This is a genomic window from Streptomyces sp. NPDC093801 (assembly GCF_040701585.1).
GTDB lineage: Bacteria > Actinomycetota > Actinomycetes > Streptomycetales > Streptomycetaceae > Streptomyces.
The window spans coordinates 37,748-57,130 of sequence record NZ_JBFBDP010000043.1 but is presented as its reverse complement, the minus strand read 5'-3'; the positions used below and the strand labels follow the sequence as shown (position 1 = coordinate 57,130).

At 69.7% G+C, this 19,383-nt stretch carries 21 protein-coding genes; 3 read left to right on the top strand and 18 right to left on the bottom strand.

The genetic code is table 11. From position 1 onward, the window contains the following. Positions 1 to 158: 158 nt before the first annotated feature. The 4 genes from AB0469_RS35415 to AB0469_RS35400 form a co-directional block, all read right to left on the bottom strand. Positions 159 to 341, bottom strand: a complete 183-nt coding sequence (locus AB0469_RS35415; protein ID WP_366455632.1) for a hypothetical protein — start codon at positions 339 to 341, stop codon at positions 159 to 161. Next, on the bottom strand, positions 341 to 571 hold the full coding sequence (locus AB0469_RS35410) for a hypothetical protein (protein ID WP_366455631.1): 231 nt from the start codon (positions 569 to 571) through the stop codon (positions 341 to 343). Before AB0469_RS35410 ends, AB0469_RS35415 begins: the two co-directional genes overlap by 1 nt. Positions 572 to 832: 261 nt before the next feature. After that, complete coding sequence (locus AB0469_RS35405; protein WP_366455630.1) at positions 833 to 1,165, bottom strand: hypothetical protein; 333 nt, start codon at positions 1,163 to 1,165, stop codon at positions 833 to 835. A gap of 132 nt (positions 1,166 to 1,297) precedes the next feature. Then, entirely contained in the window at positions 1,298 to 1,858 is a 561-nt protein-coding gene (locus AB0469_RS35400; protein ID WP_366455629.1) for a hypothetical protein, read from the bottom strand. A 191-nt stretch (positions 1,859 to 2,049) separates the two neighbouring features. Between AB0469_RS35400 and AB0469_RS35395 the strand changes: the two genes are divergently transcribed. Next, positions 2,050 to 2,748, top strand: a complete 699-nt coding sequence (locus tag AB0469_RS35395) for a hypothetical protein (protein WP_366455628.1) — start codon at positions 2,050 to 2,052, stop codon at positions 2,746 to 2,748. Positions 2,749 to 3,082: 334 nt separating this feature from the next. On the opposite strand, the gene AB0469_RS35390 is transcribed toward AB0469_RS35395, so the two are convergent. The 7 genes from AB0469_RS35390 to AB0469_RS35360 form a co-directional block, all read right to left on the bottom strand. Continuing rightward, positions 3,083 to 4,462, bottom strand: a complete 1,380-nt coding sequence (locus tag AB0469_RS35390; protein WP_366455627.1) for a hypothetical protein — start codon at positions 4,460 to 4,462, stop codon at positions 3,083 to 3,085. Positions 4,463 to 4,564: 102 nt separating this feature from the next. Further along, positions 4,565 to 4,951 (bottom strand): DUF6409 family protein, encoded by a 387-nt coding sequence (locus AB0469_RS35385; RefSeq protein WP_366455626.1) that lies wholly within the window; start codon positions 4,949 to 4,951, stop codon positions 4,565 to 4,567. A 185-nt stretch (positions 4,952 to 5,136) separates the two neighbouring features. Then, positions 5,137 to 5,766 (bottom strand): DUF6248 family natural product biosynthesis protein, encoded by a 630-nt coding sequence (locus AB0469_RS35380; RefSeq protein ID WP_366455625.1) that lies wholly within the window; start codon positions 5,764 to 5,766, stop codon positions 5,137 to 5,139. A gap of 88 nt (positions 5,767 to 5,854) precedes the next feature. After that, positions 5,855 to 6,571, bottom strand: coding sequence for a hypothetical protein (locus AB0469_RS35375; RefSeq protein ID WP_366455624.1), 717 nt, complete (start codon positions 6,569 to 6,571; stop codon positions 5,855 to 5,857). A gap of 285 nt (positions 6,572 to 6,856) precedes the next feature. After that, entirely contained in the window at positions 6,857 to 7,429 is a 573-nt protein-coding gene (locus AB0469_RS35370; RefSeq protein ID WP_366455623.1) for a hypothetical protein, read from the bottom strand. A 211-nt stretch (positions 7,430 to 7,640) separates the two neighbouring features. Continuing rightward, the gene (locus AB0469_RS35365) at positions 7,641 to 8,198 is read right to left on the bottom strand and encodes a hypothetical protein (protein ID WP_366455622.1); all 558 of its coding nucleotides are present in this window, start codon (positions 8,196 to 8,198) and stop codon (positions 7,641 to 7,643) included. Positions 8,199 to 8,588: 390 nt separating this feature from the next. After that, on the bottom strand, positions 8,589 to 8,987 hold the full coding sequence (locus AB0469_RS35360) for a WYL domain-containing protein (RefSeq protein WP_366455620.1): 399 nt from the start codon (positions 8,985 to 8,987) through the stop codon (positions 8,589 to 8,591). A 299-nt stretch (positions 8,988 to 9,286) separates the two neighbouring features. On the opposite strand from AB0469_RS35360, the gene AB0469_RS35355 reads away from it, so the two are divergent. Next, entirely contained in the window at positions 9,287 to 9,487 is a 201-nt protein-coding gene (locus AB0469_RS35355; protein ID WP_366455619.1) for a hypothetical protein, read from the top strand. Positions 9,488 to 9,993: 506 nt separating this feature from the next. Here AB0469_RS35355 and AB0469_RS35350 read toward each other — a convergent pair. From AB0469_RS35350 to AB0469_RS35325, 6 genes are all read right to left on the bottom strand, one after another. Beyond that, positions 9,994 to 11,238, bottom strand: a complete 1,245-nt coding sequence (locus AB0469_RS35350; protein WP_366455617.1) for a TniQ family protein — start codon at positions 11,236 to 11,238, stop codon at positions 9,994 to 9,996. 28 nt (positions 11,239 to 11,266) lie between these two features. Continuing rightward, positions 11,267 to 12,526: a TniB family NTP-binding protein gene (locus tag AB0469_RS35345; RefSeq protein WP_366455616.1), complete on the bottom strand. Its 1,260-nt coding sequence runs from the start codon at positions 12,524 to 12,526 to the stop codon at positions 11,267 to 11,269. After that, positions 12,504 to 14,717 (bottom strand): transposase, encoded by a 2,214-nt coding sequence (locus tag AB0469_RS35340; RefSeq protein ID WP_366455615.1) that lies wholly within the window; start codon positions 14,715 to 14,717, stop codon positions 12,504 to 12,506. The genes AB0469_RS35345 and AB0469_RS35340 overlap by 23 nt, the downstream gene beginning before the upstream one ends. 41 nt (positions 14,718 to 14,758) lie before the next feature. Beyond that, positions 14,759 to 15,415 (bottom strand): TnsA-like heteromeric transposase endonuclease subunit, encoded by a 657-nt coding sequence (locus tag AB0469_RS35335; protein ID WP_366455614.1) that lies wholly within the window; start codon positions 15,413 to 15,415, stop codon positions 14,759 to 14,761. Between the two features lie 333 nt (positions 15,416 to 15,748). Next, on the bottom strand, positions 15,749 to 16,360 hold the full coding sequence (locus tag AB0469_RS35330) for a DUF6000 family protein (protein WP_366455646.1): 612 nt from the start codon (positions 16,358 to 16,360) through the stop codon (positions 15,749 to 15,751). A 452-nt stretch (positions 16,361 to 16,812) separates the two neighbouring features. Continuing rightward, positions 16,813 to 18,039 (bottom strand): RNA-guided endonuclease TnpB family protein, encoded by a 1,227-nt coding sequence (locus tag AB0469_RS35325; protein WP_366455645.1) that lies wholly within the window; start codon positions 18,037 to 18,039, stop codon positions 16,813 to 16,815. 337 nt (positions 18,040 to 18,376) lie between these two features. Here AB0469_RS35325 and AB0469_RS35320 point away from each other — a divergent pair, with 337 nt between their 5' ends. Then, positions 18,377 to 18,532: a hypothetical protein gene (locus AB0469_RS35320; RefSeq protein WP_366455613.1), complete on the top strand. Its 156-nt coding sequence runs from the start codon at positions 18,377 to 18,379 to the stop codon at positions 18,530 to 18,532. A gap of 321 nt (positions 18,533 to 18,853) precedes the next feature. Here AB0469_RS35320 and AB0469_RS35315 read toward each other — a convergent pair whose 3' ends face one another. Then, positions 18,854 to 19,219: a DUF6233 domain-containing protein gene (locus tag AB0469_RS35315; RefSeq protein WP_366455612.1), complete on the bottom strand. Its 366-nt coding sequence runs from the start codon at positions 19,217 to 19,219 to the stop codon at positions 18,854 to 18,856. Between the last annotated feature and the right edge of the window lie 164 nt (positions 19,220 to 19,383).

Below are 19,383 nucleotides of genomic sequence, written 5' to 3'. Positions count from 1 at the left end.
CTCTGTCTACCGTGCCACCCTTCTCGGGGCGCCGGCCGTAACAGCCAGCGAGGGAAGGCAGCCGTCCGGCCGGCCGCGCAGACCGCTCAGGGGCCGAGCGGACCGGGCAGGGCCGAGCCCCCCGGGGCCCGGCCTGCGCCGTGACCCCGGGGCTCCGATCAGGAGCAGACGTTCGGCGCCGCGACGTGGTCGACGCCCCACTCCGGCGGGATGGGCTCGCCGGTGCCCGGGTCGGTGCAGTAGGCGTTGAAGATCTCGGCCGCACTCAGCGGTACGGCATAGAACTCGACGAGCTTCCATCCGCACACCCGGGACGTCTCGTTCGCGAAGCGCCTGCGCACTACCGCGCTCCCGCCCACGGTCGCCGCGAGGCCAGGGCGTCTTCCGGGTCCGCGTCGAACTCCTCGCCCTCGATGTGGAACGGCACGGCGATCCCGATGTCACTGCCGTTGGCCGATGTCACGAGGGTGAGCGTGTGACACCCATCCCCCACCGCCCGGAAAAGGCCCATCAGTAGCGCGGCGGCGCGCTCGGTCTCGCACGAGGGGTGGTCGTGCGACGTGATTGCCATGCCGGTTCCTCTCGGTCTGCTTCCGGGTCCTGGTCGACTGCCACCATTGAGACAACTATACCTCACACAGATCACTTTCGGGGGGCGTGGATCTTTCCGAGAGGATTTCCGCACGCCAGTAGGCGGGCCGGGAGCTTGAACGCGCCGCGCCCCGCCCCTCGTTCGGGTGGGGCGGGGCGCGGTTCGGCGGCGGCAGGAGTCAGCGCGGGCCGCGCAGGGAGATTGTGATGACGGGCTCCCCTGCGTCGCCCGGCCCACACGTCACGTCCAGGCGCACCGGGCCGCATCGGCGGCAGCGTCGAGCGGCGTGGGGGAACCGTCGACGAGGGTGGTGACGTAGGTGCCGTCGGCGGCGTGCAGGTGCGCGGACCAGGTTTCGCGATGGTCGGCCGCGGGCCGGTCGGCACGCTCGCCGGCGTACATCAGGACGTGCAAGACGCCGTAGGCGGAGTCCTCGTCATCCGGCGCGCCCGGGTCGGCGGCCATGATCAGGAAGGTCATGCCGCCCTCCTCTCCGGGGAAGGCGTGGCGGCCCAGACCTGCCAGTTCGGCGCGCAGCAGGTCGCCTTCGGTGGGTTCATTGCGGTTGGTCATCTCGTTCCTTCGCATCGAGCAGGCGGGGGCTTCTTGCCGTGCGGGTCGGTGTCGTGCCAGGAGCCGGACCTCGGCGCCCGGCCCGAGGTCCGGCCGGGCACCGAGGTGCGGTGCTGTACGCCCCGCGAGGTCCTACTGAGCGACGGTCGGCCGGTTGCAGGGGCGGGCGTTGTCCACGGCGACGGCGGCGGCGAGGCGCCCCCACTTCAGGTGGAGCCTGAATGCGGCTTCCAGGTAGAGCGCCGCCGCCTCCGGCCGCTCACCGGCTCCCGTCAGGTGGCGCTCATGGAGGAGCTGGAGGGCGCCGCGCAGGCTGGTCTCCTGGGAGGCGAGCTGAATGCTGACGGGGTGCAGGGGCCGGGGCAGTTCGAGGGTGCCGAACACGGCGCTGGTGACGTACTGGCCGAGGCAGGCGGGGAGCCCGGTCGCCGTGCTCTGCGCGACGACGTATTCGGCGATGGAGAGGAGCAGGGAGGCGTCGAAGGGGATCGTGTTGGTGATGACGACACCGTCCAGGACCGGGGGGAGGTCGGTCTCGAAGGCCAGCGCGACGTCGTCGAGGAGTTCGGCGACCGTGGTGAGCGCTTCCTCGGCCGGGTGGTTGAGCACGCTCCTCTGTCGGGCGATACCGGCGATGGCGCGGGCCCGGGCGGCGGCGTGCAGGGCGTTGGGGATCGGCGTGCTGGTGATCATGCCTCTCCGAAGGGTCTGAGGATGTGTGTCCGGTGTGGTCGACTGCCACCGCCGACCAACAAGACAACTATACCAAAGACGCATCACTTCGGTTCAGGGGCTCCTCCCTACTAGTGGAACAGAGGGCCACCAGTAGGGTGAGCCGGGAACGCTGACGATCAGTGAGATGCCATGAGAGGGAGCGCAGAGACTTGAGCAGCCTGTACGCTTTCGCGGCCAACACGGAGTACCGCCCGGGGTGGTCGCTGCTCGACGAGTACCTGTGGCTCTCGTGCGACATCATCGCCGACCTGGCCGAAGGGCGGCTCGCTCAACGTCCCCTGGTAGTCACGACTGCTCGATTAGAGCCTGGCGAGCGCGCGCTCGCCCTGGGTGCCGCGATGCGCGTGACGTGGCGGGCATTGGGCGATGGCAGCTACGTGCATAACAGCGTGGTCGCATTCGGCAGGCCGGCGTTCGTGCTCGGCAGCATGGCCGGCGCGGCCCTCGGCAACTCAGCCCGCCGGCGCGCCGCGGCTCAGGACGCACAACCGCGCTGGGTAATTGATGGAACCGGCGAGATCACCATCACCACACGCAAGGTCTACTTCGGGCACCCCACAAGCGCTCTCGACCTCGCCTGGGGCGGGCTGGACACCATCGACCTGGTCGCACCCGAGGTCTTCCAGACCAGCTTCCGCAACGTCCACACAGGTCGGCAGACGACGATCCAGCTCTACACCCCCTGGGCGTCCCTTCTGTTCGTCCTGGCCGCTGTGACAGCGTTCCCCGCCCATCCCCGGCTCGTGGGACGCGGGTGGCTTCCGCCGAACTTTGAGGAGCGCTGCACCGCCCTCGGTCGGCCATGCCGCCCGGCGGCCACCCTTCTGTTGGACCGCGGCCGCCAGTGAACGCCAGCGGGGAACTCGACGCCGACGACGTGCGGGACGCCGTATGCGGCGTTCTCCTCGTCCACGGCCCCCGGGTCGGCCGCCGCGCTCAGGAAGGCCATGTGGCCATCGGTGCCAGGGAAAGCATGGCGGCCGCGGGCGGCCAGTTCGGGGCGCAGCAACTCGCCTTCGGCCGGTGCACTCAGATCCGTCATCTCCTTCCTGCGCATCGGGGGACGTCCGTCGGAGGCCCTGGGCGGCCGGACGCTCCAGGTACCGACCGGGGCGGCGGAGCGGGGCGAGGGGCGCCCGGTCCCAGGTGGGGCCGGGCGCCAAGGGGTCAGCGGCCTGCCTGCTAGTCCTCGTCGGCGGGCAGGGGTTCCCATGCCAGGGAGCGCGCGGTCTTGCGGGAGCGGCCGTCAACGGCGACGGTCACGCCGTCCCGGTACGCGCGGCCGCCGGTCATCCGTACGTCCACCGCTTCGACGGTGCCGGTCTGGCCGGTGGCCACGTGCCGGACCCGCTCGCCGACGATGCGGGCCAGGTCCGCTTCCCTCAGGCGCCGCGCGCCGAGCCGGTGTCCGGCCTGCTGGACCAGGCGGCCAGCGCGGGTGGCCAGGGCGGCCGCGAAGGCCGCGTCGGAGTCGGGGGCCTCGACCCTCAGGAAGCAGCGCCCTTCGGGCAGGCCGGTGTGGGTGATGGTCCAGGTGTCGGTGATCGCACCCTGGGCCTGGTCGGCGGCGGCGTCCTGCTTGGCCGCGGACTCCAGGGTCGGCACGTGCCAGACGTGCAGGGAGGAGTGCTCACCGGGCTCGACGAGCCAGCCTTCGGTACGCTCGAACAGTTCCTTCGCGATGCTCAGCCGGGCCAGGGGTGGCCGCCCGTCGGCGCCGGTGGTCTGCCTGCCGCTCTCGACCCAGGTGACGGCCAGGCGGCCGCTGGTGCCGTCCGGCCGGACCCAGTAGCCGGCCACCTCGCCGAGGTCGTCGGGGCGGTTGACGTCGGCGAGCGGCTGCCCGGACAGGGCCGTCACGGCGGCGGCGGCCGCCGGGTGTTCGGCGTCCTGGGGCAGCACGCCCATACCGGCCGCCGGAGCGGTCTCGGCCGGGTCGGCGGCGGGCGGCGGGACGAGGACGGCGTTCCAGGAGCCCGCGCCGTACTCGGTGAGCTTGACGAGGCCTGCGGCGTGCAGGCTCCGGACGGCGGTGAGGTTGTGGCCGTATCCGGCGCCGATCGAGCCGTCGCGCTTGACCACGGCGTACACCCGGCGCTGCGGTTCGGTCAGGGCGTCCTCGGTGCGCTTGTGGTTCTCCTGGGCGTTCAGGTAGTCGGCGCGCTCCTGGGCGCTGGCCTCGGTCTGCCAGTCGCCCGAGACGACCAGGCCCGAGGTGTTGACGACGTCGAAGCCTTCGCCCGCAGCCGGGCGGACGGCGTAGAGGACGAGCGGTTCGCGCTCGGCGGCCGGGGCCGGCTGGGCGGCGGGCGCCTGCTTCGGGGTGGCCTTGCGGGTTCGTGCCGGCTTCTCCTGGACGTTGACTTCCTCGACGGTGATGTTCTTCCAGCCCGCGCGCTCGGCGGTCCGGGCGGCCCTGGTGACGTTGGCCGCGGACATGGACCAGGTGTGCACGATGCGGCCCTCGCCGTCGCGGCGGTCGGCGATGACCGCGTGGGTGTAGTGGCGGGTTTCGCTGGTGCGGGTGCAGCCGGTGGAGGCGACGAAGGTGGTACGGGCCATGACTGGGCTCCTTGCGTGTGGGGTGTGTTGTCGGTGCCGGTCGGCTGCCACGGCCGACCGGCGGGCGGGGCCGGGGGCGGTGGCGCCGCCCCCGGCATCGGGCTATTGGCCCCGGCGGAGCGTGCGGAGCCGCAGGCCCGCCTTCTGGATCCGGCGCTCGACGGCGCCGTACCCAGCCAGGCTCCGGAGGTTGTAGTCCCGGAGCTGGAGGTAGAGCCGGAGCAGGGCGCGCTCGGACATGTCGTCGACCGTGCCGACCACGACGGGCTCGTTGGCGAACGCCATGCCCAGCGTCCTCGGCGCGAACGAGGGGGCGCCGAGCGTGTAGAACCACACCCGGTATCCGTCCTTCGGCGCGTTCTCGTTCCAAAGGCCCAGGACGATGGCCCGGCGGACACCGGTGTTCTTGCCCTCGTCGTAGCGGGGGGTGCGCACGACCGTGCCCGGCTCCAGAACGGTCTGGGTGGCGGAGGCGGTGGCGACGGTCATGTTGACTCCTTTGGAGAGGGGGGTGGGATGTCGGCGGGAATCCCCCACCGACAAGAAAACTATACTCACAATTCATCACTTCCGCAAGGGTGCCCCTTCACAGGCGCGCCGCAGGCGGGCCCAGATGCTCACCGGCGATCGGGCATACGCCGCGCCCCGCTGGCAGCGGGGAGCGCGGGTGGCTGTCAGAACAGGGCGTACTGCGCTCCAGCGTTGTCCGGAGAGCCTTGGCGCCGGCGGATGCCCGGCGAGACTTCACCCGGCTCCTCATCGACCTCCTCCCGTACGGCCTCGTCCTCGATGGGAGCCGCAGGCCCCTCCGGGGTCGGCTCGCTCTTGGGGCACGCACACCGGCACGACCACACGCACGGCTCGCCGCCGGGGCGCACGATGAACTGGGCGACGCACCTGCCCCGGGTGTCTCGCACCCAGTCGATGTTGCCGTCCACGTGGGGGCCGCCTTCCTGCCGGTGGACGCACAGGTCGCAGCGGCCGGACCAGCAGTTCCAGCAGGTGCCCCGTTCGCACATGGCCCATCGGGCGAAGCCGAAGGGGTACTTGCGCTCGATCTTTTGGAGGTAGGCGGGCCACACCTGCTCGCGCACCCACGCGCCCTCAGCCTCCTCCATCGGCGAGGGGTTGGGGACCGGGTCCACGATGCCCATGATCAGGGCGCCCTGGAAGTTCAGGTTGGAGATTCCCCGTACGATCTCCCGCTCCTCGGGGGTGAGCGTGCGCTGCGGGCGGCGGATGACCGGGTACGCGAGCAACCCGGCCTCCGGCCGCGGGCCGGCAGCGCGTCGGGTCTCGTTCATGCAGATCCCTTCGATGCTGAGCGTTCGGCAGCCTGCTCAATCGCGGGCAGGGGGCGGAGATCCCGCCCCCTGCCGCGTGCAGCGACGGTCAGCGCTCGGTTCGGGCGTAGTTGTGGCGGTCGTCGGTGGCGGCGAACTCGACCAGCTCGGGAACGTGCGCGCCCACCCAGGTGTCCAGCGGGCCGGGGCTGTCCTGCTGGCCCGTGAGCCAGCGGTAGACGTCCGGCTTGAGTTCGAAGAGCTTGCACTCCTCGTCCTCGGCGTAGAAGTCGGCGTTGCCGCCGAATCCGTAGTCGTCGGCGATGTCCCACACGCAGACCAGGTACGGGCCGCCCTCGTCGTTGATGCGCCCGAAGACGCGCCGGATGTCGTCGGCGCCGTATCCGTGCTCGAACGCCCCGTGCAGCTCGGCGAGCTCGGCCCCGAGCTCCTGGGCGGCCTCTCCGGCCGCGGTGCCCCCGGCGCTCGGCGCGGCGTCCTCGCCCTCCTGGTCCTCGTGTTCGCCGCCGTGCTCGGCGATCAGGTCGCGCAGCGCCTCGGTGGGCACGTCCAGGAACGTTCCGGTCTCCGCGCCGAGGTCCCCGCCGGTGAGCCACTCCTCCCACGAGTCCTCTTCGGCCCAGGCTTCGGTGTCCGGGGCGGTGAGGCCCGGCGAGAGGAGCACCTCGTCCGCCGCGCGGCCGCCGGGCCGGACCTTGACGAGGAGGGCGTGGCCGTCGGCCAGGCGGATGCGGGTGAAGCCGTGGTCGGTCCCTTCGGCGATGACGGCGTCGAGCCGGGTCGTGCTGAGGGTGTGGGTGCTCATGCAGTGCCTCCGAGTTGAGCGTTTCCGGGTGGTCGGCTGCCACCGCCGAACCATGAGACAACTATACACGCCATTCATCACTTCGCAAGGAGGTGCAGTCACGCGATCAAGAGCACGTCCCCGATGACCCTGGCCCGGTGCAGCGGCGCCGGGCCGCCGGCCGACCTCTTGCGCGGGGCCGGCTCGGGCAGGTCGCGCAGCGGCCGGAAGACCGGCCTCTTCCCGGTGCATCCAGCCCGAGAGAGCCCGGCTCCCTGGATCGGAGCCCGGGCCGGAAGGGACTCGCTATCGGGCGAAAGCTGCCGCCGCGATCCGGGCGGAACGAGGGTTCACCGGGTTGTGCTTGACGATGGAGCGGGCCACAGCAAGGAGGCGGCACCCCTTCGGGACGCCGGTGAACAGTTCCAGGCTTCCAACCGCCGCGTCGTACCGCAGCCCAATGGCCTCGCACAGCTCCCCGGAGCGGTTCACCGCGCGGCGGTAGGTGAGCATGTCATGTGCTGCCTGGATGGCTTGCTCGCCGATACCCGTCAAGACACGTCCGTTGAAGACGTGGTCCCCGGCGGCGCGGTCGGCGTCGGCCACGTTCAAGGCCCCGGTGTGGGTGATGGTGAACTGCTTCGGCCAGGCGGAGGGAGGTCCGAAGGCCAGGGCCGCATACACCTCGGCGGCGGCATCCAGGGCCATCCTGACGGCGCGGGCGGTGAGGAGGGGGAGCGTCAGATCCTCGGCAGTGTCGGCGTTGAACACGCCCAGGCGCATGGTCACGCCGTAGTTGTAGACCTCCACGGTCGTGGCCTCGGGGTACAGCTCGCGAGCGGTGACGATGACGTCGTACGCGGCGCGGTAGGTGTTCACGAGGATCTCCTTGGGGTGGTGCGTTTTCGGTGTGCGGCTGCCACTGCCGCCTCGGGACCCCGTCCCGACGAGAAAACAATACCCGCTTTTCATCACTCGCGCAACTCTGCCCTCTTTCCTGATTACTCGTCAGATTTCTGGGTCGGGAACGGCCGGCGGCCGCCACCCTCCGGGCCCCGCCGGTCGCGAGGGCCGACGTCGCCCGGAGATGTCAGCGAGACGCCGCCGCAGCGCCCGGAACAACCGCTCCGCAATCGCCCGTCACGCCCGCGACGTAGAGGCGCGCCACCAGCTGACGGACGGCGCGCGGCCCGGCGGCGGGGATCCCAGGCGCACTGCGCCCGTGCGGGTGGACGGTAGCGCGCAGGATCTTCCCGGAGCGGGCGCCCACCTCCATCCACCCCCAACCGCCCTCGGGGCCGGGCGCAGCCAGGGTCACGTGGTGGCGCCGGGTGGAGGGGCGCCACACGGGCAGGAGCCCGCGCTCTGTGGCCAGCGCCACGACCGAGCGGGTGTACGCGTTGAGGCCGTGCGGTACGGCGGGGACGCCGATGTGCAGCGCCCCGCCGCGCATGGCGAGCAGGACGCCGAACGGGAGGCGCGCGCAGATGTCGGCGGGGTCGCGGTACGGAAGCCGCCCGTGCGCGGGGCAGCGGGTGCACAGCAGGATGTCGGCGCGGTCGCTGTCACCGGGCACGAGGCGGGCAGCGGGATCCGCGCAGTCGGGGCAGGGTGCGGTTTGCCATTCGTACGAGTCGGCTGCGGGCATGGGGACTCCAGGGTCGGGGAGGGTGGATCGCCCCGGGGAGGGGCGCGGGTGGGCCGGTGGCGTGGCATGGGGCTCAGCGGGAGAGGTGCCGATGTCGGGGGCTGGGGCGGGCGGGGCGGTTCCGCCTGCCCCAGCCCCGGGGCCAGAGGGGGATCCTGGGGGATTCCGTGTCCAGGCGCGCCATGTGGCAGTAGGGGCAGAGGTCGGCGGTTTCGGCAGTCTCGTTGCCGCAGGGCTCGCCCCATCCGGGGCAGACGGGCGTCTCGGGCTGCGTGTCGCGCTGGGTCATCCTCGGCTCTTTCGTGCGGGTGGGTGGCCGGGGGCCGGGGCTCGGCCCCCCGGTGGGGCGCGGCGGCGGTGGGCCCGCCCGTAGGGGCGGGCCCCGCTCGCCTATGCGGCGAGCTTCAGCTTGGGCGCCGGGTAGTCGCGTTCCAGCTCCATGTCGATCATCTGCTCCGAGGTGAAGACGAAGTGGGCCATCGGGACCACCTCGGCCGCCTTCTCCTCCGGGACGGCGAGCACGAAGCGGATGCGGTGGACGGTGTACGCCTTGATCTGCTCCAGGCTGAAGGTGCGCATCTCGCCCCGGGCGCGGCACATCGCGCGGACGATGATGGCGCCCTTGCTGGTGGTGAGGATGTTGTGGATCTCGATGGTGCGCACCGACTCCTCGCCCTTGCTGTCGACGTAGGTGATGGTCGTGGCGCGCTCGCCGTCCATGGCGCGGATCAGGTCGGTCAGGGTGCGGGTGGTGGTCTGACCGGCGGTGATCTTCATGGAGTTCGACACGGGTTTCTCCCTGGAGCGTGTGAGTTCGGTGGGGGTGTTGGCCGGGTGCCACTCCCGACCAACAAGACAACTATAACTCATACACATCACTACCGGGAAGCCTGAACGGCCTTTTCCTCGCCCCGATTTCACGTTCACCCATTCGGCCGCCCGCATCGCACCGCGCGGCGACACCACGACACCCCCACTTGACCAACGTGACGAGTGATAGTTATAGTTGTCTCAGTTGATCGGCGGTGGCAGCCGGTCAGCGACCGCGAAACACGCACTACAACAAATCCACAGCGAGGAGCCCCGAGATGGCCCGTACCTACAACGACCGCCCCGCGCACCTGCAGTCCCAGGAGCGGCCGTGGATCTCCCACCTGAAGGACGGGAGCAGGAAGTGGTACCAGCAGGCGGCACACAAGCGGGACCGCGCGGCGGTCCGGCTGGCACTGCGCCTCGGCGCCGAGCCGCCGCTCCCCCAGCGCCGCTGCGTCGACTGGGACATGCACTGACCAAGCTCCACACGAAGCGGCCCCGCCTTCCGGCGGGGCCGCTTCGGCATGTCCGGGCACAGCCTTCAAGCGGGAGCGCACGCGGCGTTCCTGGCCGGGGCGGACAGCGGGCGGCGGCGGATACAGAGAGCGGGCGCCGGCGAGTGGGACCGGGCTGCGGAGCGAGCCGGGGGCCGGGCCCGTGCTGGCCTGAGCTGGGCTGGGCTGGACCGTGGTGGTCGAGACCCGCCCGGCCCCGAGAAGAATCAGGCCTCTTCCTCCGGCTATCGCGGAGAAAGAGGTGTCGTCGTGGCAAGGGGGCTTGCCCACGGGGCCTGACCAGGCATAACGCTCAAGATCGAAAAAGTGGGGGTCCCACTCACGGTCACACCTCCGGTGCAACTCCTAGTGCACCTCTGCAAGCAACCCTCCAGCCCCCCTCCGGTGCAACTGCCGCAGAGACACCGCGGCATGGGCTTGCCCACCTGTGCCTCTCAGCGGTAGTTGGCACTTCGCAGAGGTAGTTGTCACCGAGTGGCTCTTCGGAAGCCGCCACGCATGGTGATGATCTCCTCGGCGGTCGTGTCCTTGCTCTTGTCGCGCCGGTGGGCCAGGAGGGCGACCTGGAGTGGGAAGGACGTTCCAGGTCTGGTTCGAAGGGCGTATCCCATCTTTCGGTGAATGTAGGTCGCCTCGACCGCCAGGGGTTCGAGGTATCGGGCTGCCTCGTGCTCATCCGGAACGCTGAGGAAGCGGTCCGCCATCTCGAGGACCCCGGCGGTGGCCGTGGGGTTCTCGGGTGGCGCGATGTAGACGCTGACTTTTCGCCGATAGGCGCCTGGGATGTCCCGCACGTTCTCGAACGCCTGGTGCCGTTGCTCGGCTTCCTGATCGAGAATCTTGGCCAGTGTTGAGGTGGCGGCATGGGGTCGTGCTTCAGGCCAGGTCATGAGGATCAGCGTGGCGACCGTCCGTAGGTCGGTGAAGTACTGAGCCGTGGGGACGAGCCAGCCAACACTGCTGACCTGCTCCGGTCCGTCCGATGCGAGGAAGGACAGAAGCCTGGCCTGGGTGGCGAAGACAGCCTCGCGACTGCGACTCGCCGTGGGCAGGAAGTCTCGCAGCTGGTTGCTCTTGGCCAGGTCGGCTCCGCAGGCCGGCCGGGCAGCCCGGAGGGTCTCGACCAGTTCGGATGACCGGCACTGGGTGGGGTGGAGATCACCGTCTCGCGGCCGGGCGATCAGGTTCTTCGCCTCGCCCTGAACCTGCTCGCCGCAGTCGGGGCATCGTTGCCGGAGGAAGCGCTCATGCCGAAGACAGGCGAAGACGGCAGACAGGCGCCAGAGCCGTTGCCATGCTCCGCCGTGCGCTTGCTCGATCTGTGACGACCTGTCTCCGGCAAGGCAGTCAGGGCAGTACTGGGTGCCGTCCGACAGAACCCACGGAGAGACGAACCGTGACCGTTCATCGGCCTGAGACTTGGAGTATTCGGTGCTCAGAGGTCCATAGCGGACTCCCAACGGGGCCACCAGCAGCCGGGTGACCTCCTCGCGGGACAGTCGTGTCGTGCGCGAGAACGCGTCAGAACTGATGTCGTCGAGGCTGAAACCGAGAGCTGGCGAGACCCGAGTGATCTTCGTTCCTTCAGGCCGGGTGCCGGTGAGTCCGGTGCGGACGTAGAGGCTCAGGGGATCGACGCCAAGGCGATGGGCTAGCCGAAGGATGTAGCCGGACAGGGCCTCACCCTCCAGAGGGTCGAGGCTTCGTGCCATAGGACGTAGTTGCCTCACATTGAGGGCTTCAGGCATCAGCGGTTCGCCCGCCCCGGTCGTCGAAGACGGTGTTGCGACCCCTCCGGCGTTTAGCGATGCTCTTGGCCGGCTCCGCGGCCGGGATCTCGGGGATTTCGCCGGCGCTCGGGTCGCGGTCGGCGACGTTGCCGAGCCGGATAGGGATCGTGGCCAGCAGTTCCGGCGTCAGATTCTCGGTCCCCGACTCGATGGCTTCCCTGCAGCCGTCCTCGATCAGCCGCTTGAGCAGGCCGACGATGCCGCGGGTGCGGCGGAAGAGGTATTCGGGCATCTCGCCGTCGGTGAGCATGCCGTCCTTGGTCCGCAGGAGCCGCAGCCGGTCCTCGAGGCCGGCCAGGTGGTCGATGAACGCAGCCATGCCCTCGGTGGTGTCGTAGTCGAACGGGTCGAGGTCGACCAGGTCGAACCGACGCTCGGTCTGGGTGGCTGCGGAAGGGTTGAAGCTGCTTCCTGCCCTGGTCGGGCCCAGCGCCCACTGTCCCGTCCGGGGATCTGCGTGACCGCCTCTGATCAGCCCCGAGTTTGGGATGTCGACGCCGATGAGGACGAGCGTGACGTTGAGGTCCATGAGTTCGCGGACCAGGTCGAGGGTGTCCTGGTCGTCCTCGCGGTGGAGCCGCAACCGGGTGATGTCGTCCAGCAGCAGCGCGGTCGTGTGATGGTCGCGGATCGAGTTGCGGACCTGCCGGATCATGCCGTTGAGCGTCTTGGGGTGCGGGGCGCCAAAGAAGTCGAGGATGGCCCCGCAGAGCCCCTTCGGGGTGGCTCGCACCGGAGTTCGGCAGTAGGCGACCGGCAGTAACAGGTCGCGGGTGCCGGGAACCGGGCCGGGCAGAAGCTGCCGGTGAAGGTCCCGCCAGAGCTGTTCGAAGGCCGCGGCGGCTGCGCAGGCCGTCTCGGTCTTCCCGAGGAAGCCGCCACCGCTGATCATGAGGCCGTCTCGGGTGCCCGGCTCGAAGTTCAGCGCGTTGTTCCGCAGCCGGCCCCGCATCAGCTTGGTGACCCTCGCGCTCATCGGGGTCTCCAGCAGCCCCATGTTGACGTGGGTGGCCGTGCGGTGCAGATCGTTCAGGGCCCTCCGCCTGGGGCTCAGCGCCGCGTACTGCTCCAAGGACAGCCGCGGCGCCGCAACGAACGTGCCGCGCTGACGCTGCCACTGCTGCCAGCCCTCCCAGGTGGTGCGGTCCGGCGGCGGCCCGGACCGGAGGAAGGGGACGATGCCGCTCTCATCGTGCGTGTGGTCCGTCATGCGGCTCCTCCTCGTCGTCCTCCGGGAGGAGGAACAGATCCCGTCTGCCCGACGACTCACCCAGGGCGGGCGGCGGCGTCGGACGGCGGCGGACGGCCTGCTCGCGCCGGTGCCGACGCTGGGTGTCGATGCTGTGCTCGGCCTGTCTGGCACGCTGGCTCCAGCGCAACGACGTCACCACCGCGCCGGCTTCCACGACATCCGCGGTCCGGTCAGCAGCGGGCTCCTGCGGCGGCCGATCAGCTTGAGCCGCAGCGGCCTGGGTCATCTCGCGGGCATGCTCGGTCCGCTCCGTCTTCCGAAGGCTCTTCCAACCGCTGACCGGTGCCCGCAGCCCGATCAGCTCCAGTAGTACCGGCAGCAGCTCCTGGTCGGACTTCGGCTGCATCCCGCTGGCACGGACCTTGGCCATCAGCTCGCGTACCCGTGCGTCCCCGAAGGCCGGAGCCTGGCCGTCCGGCGGCAGCCCGGTCCACTCCAGCGGGTGCCAGCAGTGGGTGAGCGGGTCCTGGAAGAACACCCGCCGACGGTCGCGGGGATCGCGGCGGATCACCCACTTTCCCTTGTGCCGGCCACCACGGGTGGACCGCTGGCCGCGGTAGTCCGCCAGGGCCGGGCCGTCATACCAAAGGTCACGGATCTTCACCCCTCGCCGGGCGTCGATGCCGACGTAGTGGGCCGGCAGCAGTTCGTAGAACAGCTCCGGCGACGGGATGTCCATCGCGAACCCGGCCTGCGCGAAGGAGGCCGCGAACAGAGTGTTCGGGCTGTGGTCCCCGCCCGGATCCCAGCTCGGTGCGTACTCCCCCAGCCGCCGCCTCTGCCAGACCGACACGATCCACGTCGCGATCAGGTGCTCCATCTCGTCGATGGTCAGCACCGCGTCACCTTCCGGATCGGCTCCCCGGTCGGCCGCGTCGATACCGGTGTAGCCGGGCAGCTGCTCGAACAGCAGTGAACGGATCGAGCCGAAAGCCCGCTCGACGGTCTGCTTGTCCGTCGGCCGCAGGACCCGGGCCGGGAGGATGTTGCAGCCCACCACCCGCTCGACCTCGACCAGGTGGTGGTTGCGGTAGACCGACCCGTGATCCGTCGTCACTGTCTCGGGTGCGAAGAAAGGCAGGCCCGCGACCTTGTGGCCGGCGAACTCGGCGACCACCGCCGCCGGCAAGCCCGGGTAGGGCCACTCCAGGTCCTCGCCCCAGTCGTCCCGCATCGGCAACGGCAGCATCACATCCCGCAACAGCATCGCGACGTCGACGGAGGTGTCGGACACCAGCGTGAGCCGGAACGCGCAGAGCGAGCGCGTGTGGACATCCATCGCCAGTGTGAGGTGGACCTTCACCGGTTCACCGAACACGCTCTCCCGGACCATCACCGGCAGCACCGTGGTGTCCAACGCCACCACCTGGCCCGGACGGTGCACCAGCACGTGCCCGTTCTTCTCGGGCAGTTCGCCGGACCGGACGTAACGCTGGCGAGAGCCACCCGGCCCGAACCACTCGTGCCAGACCGTCCTCAGCGTGTTGTAGCAGGGGACATCGACTTCCCGGTCGCGGAAGGTCTCACGGACGTACTGGTGGATCATGCGCTCGCGTGTCCGCATGGTCACCTTCGACCGGTGCAGCGTCTCCTGCCGGACCGCGAAGATCGCTTCACGGACTTCCTCGGTGATGCTCGGATGACCGCCGCTCGCCCGCAACCAGCGGTCATCCGCGCATCCGACCAGTCCGTGCTCCTCCCGCTTCTGGTCCCAGCGGATCAGCGTGCGATAGCTGACCCGGTCCAGCCCCAGGAGCTTCGCCTCACACCGGTCCATGGCCCCCAGCTCGGCGACCTTCGCCAGCCGGCGGCTGGTCAGCGTCGTCGTGGCCGGGTCGTACTCAGGCTTGGGCTCAACCGGCCCCGGCCTCAGCGGATCCCCACTGCGGAAGCCGGTGGCCACCTCCAGCAGGTGGGCCAGCCTGAACGCCGCCAACTCCCGTTTGCCGGACTCCAGATCCCGTAGTGTCTTCGACTGTCGGCCGCGGTCAGCTCCGGTCGACGTCGTCCGGGAGGACGGCCGACAGGCAGGATGATTCGCCAGGAACCGGAAGCTCACCCGCTGCCGGGTGCCGTCGACGGCCACCAACTGGACCCGGCCAAGCTCGGGCTCCCGCCGCTCCACCGTCCACTCGGTGCCGTCGAGCATCAGCCCGGCGCCAGGGGACAAGTCCAGCACCCTCGCCGCTGTCACCGCCCCGGCCCTCCGGGACTCACGACGAGCGAGGCGTCACCGAAGGGACCGCCCAGGTCGGCGCCAAGGTGCCGGTGCCAGAGCAGATGCAGCAGCTGTGCCCTGGCCACCGGCGGAAACGGCGTCGTGTCCACCAGCTCGCCGAACGACAGGCCCTGGCCAGCCGAAACGAGCAAGGCCGGCCGTAGCCCGAGCGGGTCCCCCAGCTGGCGCCGCTGAGAGGAGAAGGCATCCAGCGCCGTCAGAACGTGCGTCCGCCACTCGGCCGCGACCATGTAGCGCCAGCCGCAGACCAGCGCGACCTCGGCCGTCGCGGCGAATGACTCAAGGTCCTCGCTCCTGACCAAGTCTCTCGGCCGGACGTCGATCAACCAAGTTCCCGACCGTGTCACGGCGAGGAAGTCCGGGGTGTGCTCTCGATGCCTCTGGGCAGTCTGGAATCGCAGCTTCAATGGCTGGGACAGGACGTCGATCAGATCGCCGGCGAAATCCAGAGCCAGCAGCACACGGGCTTCCTCCAGGCTCTCGGCGCCGTGGTGTCGGCCAGTGCTCACCAGGAACTGCAAACCGGGGCGGTGCCGCTGTCCGCGCCGCCAGGAGAACCAGCGAGTCGGGCCGCCGTCCGCCAGCGGCATCTGGGCCAGATCGCGCACCGCGCACGACACCTCGCCCCTGCCGTTCCGCCACGTCACCGACCAGCGACGCGTCCACCCCTCCCCCGTGCCCAGCGTCGTCCGGCCCGGTGCCACATCCAGCGGAACGAGAAGATCCTCCCAACCGCAGACATGCGACCACAGCCCGGCAGCCCGGGGGCGTACGCACTCAGGAGCGTCCTCGTTCACCCACCCAGCGAACCGCCATCGCGTCCCGCCCGGCCAACGATCTCCGAAGCTGGTGACAACACGGTTGAGACCGGTTCAGAAGTGACAACTACCGCGCACATTTGGTGACAACCACCGCTGCGATCTATCGCGGGGAGGCTACGGTCATTCCGATTCCGCGCATTCGTCGACGAAGGCACAGAGTCGGCGGAACAGGCTCAGGGCGGCAGCAGGGTCTGCGGTGTGTTGCATGTGCGGTGCGTCATGGAGCCACTGCTCCCACATGCCGTCCGGGCCAAGGAATCGAGCGGCTTGGTCGCCTCCGAGGTTCAGGGAGGTGAACACGAGGGCACCCATGACCACGGTCTGGTCGTAGGCGAGGTCGGGGCGCCGAAGGTAGCGATCAAGATAGGCGGCTAGCAGATCGGCGTCGCGGGGAGTGCCAAAGCCGGCCAAGGCCACGCAATAGGCCAACCCCACGCAGCAGACCTCGCTGGCCAGCAGCAGCTCACCGAGTCGCTCACGGAACTCGGTCCGGCGGCCTACGGCGATAAGCCATGCGGCGGTCCTCCGCTCACGCCACCCGCCCTCGAGAAGGGTGGCGATCTCGTCCGGGGTGATGAGTCGCGCGTCTTCGCCAAGGGCTCGCACAAATCGGTCGTACTCAGGACTGCGCATGCGCAGCACACTGCCGCCGAGCTTCAGATAGCGGCGCTCGGGCGTGACGTATCGGCGGACCAGGGCCAGCAGTTCGGCATCCTCATGGGCGTAGCGCATCACAGGATGATCCTTCGCTGTTGTGCAATCGGGCCAGTCCTTTTGAAGTCACGGCATCCCGCTTGCCAACGGGAACGGGGTGACACCCATCGCGACTCCGTCCGGGGACGCAGCCCCGGACGGAGGATGTACACGGGAACGTGCTCCGTGACGCCACCAGAAACCGCCCCCGGCATCGGCCGGGCGCCGTTCTCCGGAGCTGGTGACAGCACGATTGAGAACAGCCCGGAAGTGACAACAACCACGCGCATCCAGTGACAGAAAGCGCTGAGATCCCGGGAGAGTGTTCCTGGTCGGTGGGCATCACCGGTGACAACTATCGATGCGAGTCACACCACCACGGCAGCGCACCGGGCAGGCCGGCTCCTCCCTACCTCGGACGGTGGTACCGAAGGTCGTAGCGGCCGGGCCGGGGCTCGCCGGACATCACGTCTTGACTTCCGCTCCCCGTCCTAAACGGCGGAGATTCCTACCACGGTCGGCTGACCGTCTCGGTGGGTTCCTGCTTCTTCGCGCTGCGCGGGGACAGATCCCCGTCTTACCCGCGCTCGACAGGCTGACACCGCCAGTCCAGCGGCCTTGGCGACGTTGACCGCCGCGTTGATGTCCCGGTCAAGGACGGCCCCACACGCCCCGCACTCCCACGCGCGGACGTTCAGGGGCTTGGGGCCGTCCTGGACGCCGCACTGGGAGCACACCTGTGAGGTGGGCTCGAAGCGGCCGATGCGATGGAAGGAACGCCCGTACCGGGCGGCCTTGTACTCCAGCATCATGACGAACGCCGACCATCCAGCGTCGTGCACGGACTTGGCCAGGCGCGTGCGGGCGAGTCCCTTGACCGCCAGGTCTTCCACTGCGACCGCTTGGCTTTCGCGGATCAGCTTGGTGGAGAGCTGGTGGTGGAACTCGCGCCGTGCATCAGCCACCCGGCCGTGGGCGCGGGCGACCTTGACACGGGCCTTGTCTCGGTTCTTCGATCCCTGCGCCTTGCGGCTGAGGTTCTGCTGCGCCTTCCTGAGCCGCTTCTCAGCGCGGCGCAGAAAGCGCGGGGAGTCGATCTTCGTTCCGTCGGAGAGGATCGCGAAGTGCGACAGGCCCAGGTCAATCCCGACCACGGCATCCGTGGCGGGCATCCGGGCTCGGTCTACGTCAGGGTCGCTCTCGACCACGAACGAGCAGAAGTACCGGCCTGCGGCGTCCTTGACCACGGTCACCGTGGACGGCACCGACGGCAGGCTCCGGGACCACTTCACCCGCACGTCCCCAATCTTCGGCAACGACAGATCCCCGCCTGAAGTGATCTTCCAGCGGGCGTTCGCGGTGAACCGTACGGCCTGCCGATTGTCCTTGCGGGACTTGAGGCGGGGTGCTCCCATGCGGGGGCGCTTGCCCTTGAGGGAGTCGAAGAAATTCCGGTATGCGGTCTCCAGATCCCGAAGGGACTGCTGGAGAACGACGGCGGACACCTCGGTGAGCCACGCCCGCTCGGGCGTCTTCTTCGCCTCGGTGAGCTGCTTGCCCAGCTCGGCTGAGGAGACGAACGGCAGCCCTGCGGCACGGGCGGTCTCGCGGACGCGAAGCGCGTCATTAAAGACAACCCGAGCGCACCCAAACGCCCTGGCCAGCGCCGAGCGCTGCGGACCGTTCGGGTACATCCGGAAGGAGTACCTGAGCTGCATGATGCTGGTCATTCTACTGGGATATTCGTGGCAAAAATGCTGGTCAGACCCAGTTTCAGAGTCAACTCCGGTACTCCGCGCCCCCGTTCCGATGACATCCCGAACCTGCCGGTCCCGACCGCCCTACACGTGGTGGACAACAGCCTCGGGCTCTTCGTCCAATGGCCAGATGATTGGCACAGCGATTCCGGTCTCCGACACCTGGGTCGCGCGGTCGGTACCGTCGGCGACTTCGACGCCCAGGCGAAGGTCGCGCTGCTCCTAGAGCCCCTGGCCGGCTGCATCGCCAGCAGCTTCGCCCCCGCCCAGGAGGGCGTCGCGGCGCCGGACATTGCCTGTGTGGGTCGGCGACGTGCTCGCCGGCCGGTACAAGATGGCGCTGCGGGACATGCGCGTGTCCACCGGGTTCCTCGACAACGTCGACATGGGGTTCGGCGTACGGCAGGACGTGGCCGGCTGGGCGACGATCCTGCACGATCCGCACAGCGTCTGACCGTCCAGCCCGCCCCCGCGTAGGGGTGGGCAAGCGATTTGAGCTGGTGTTTTGCTGCCCTGGGCAAGCCTGGCCACCTCTTGGGCAAGCCCTGGGTGCACGGAGTCGGGCAAGCCTGTGGGCGCGGTGGGCAAGCCGGGTTCGGCGAGCTGGGCAAGCCGGTCGGCTCAGAGCGCGGAGGCCTGCTCGGCGCGATCGGGAACGCCCGGCCGTCATCAGGGCCGGGCCCCGGCCGGTCGTCGGACCAGGGAGCCGGTGGGGAAGCTGGCTCCGCGGTCGTGGCTGGCCTCGGCCGAGGTGGGGCGGCCGCGCGCAGCGGTCTCAGGGGTCGGTGATGCCGAGCTCTTGGCCGGCGGGGCAGATCGAGCAGGTTTCGACCTGGGGCTGGCGGAGGGCGTCGAGTGCCTGCTCGCGGGTGGTGGGCCGCGTACGGCCTGAGGCGAGGCGACAGTCGGCGGTGTGGGCGAGCATGCGCCCTCCTCTGCCGATGGGGTGTTCCAGCTTCCACGCGGTGAGCGGGGTGACGATCGGCCCGTTCCGGGCGGCTTCGGCGACGCGGTCCTCGCGTTCGATCTCCGCGATGCGGCCGCGGATCAGCTCCAGCAGCACCAGGCACCAGCGCTCCAGCGTCCGCAGTCGTTCGACGTCGGGCGGCAGAAGCCAGTCGATATCGCGTCCGGCGGCCATCGCCTACGCCTTCCTGCGGGGCCGGCGGTCGTCTGCCGCAGCGACGGTCTCCCTGGCCGGCTGCACCGGGCGGCCCGGCGTGGGGCCGGGGCGGCGCGTTCGAGGCAGGAGTCTGTAGATCACCTCAATATCGTATCTCTGTTCTAATCCCTCGTTCCGCTTTC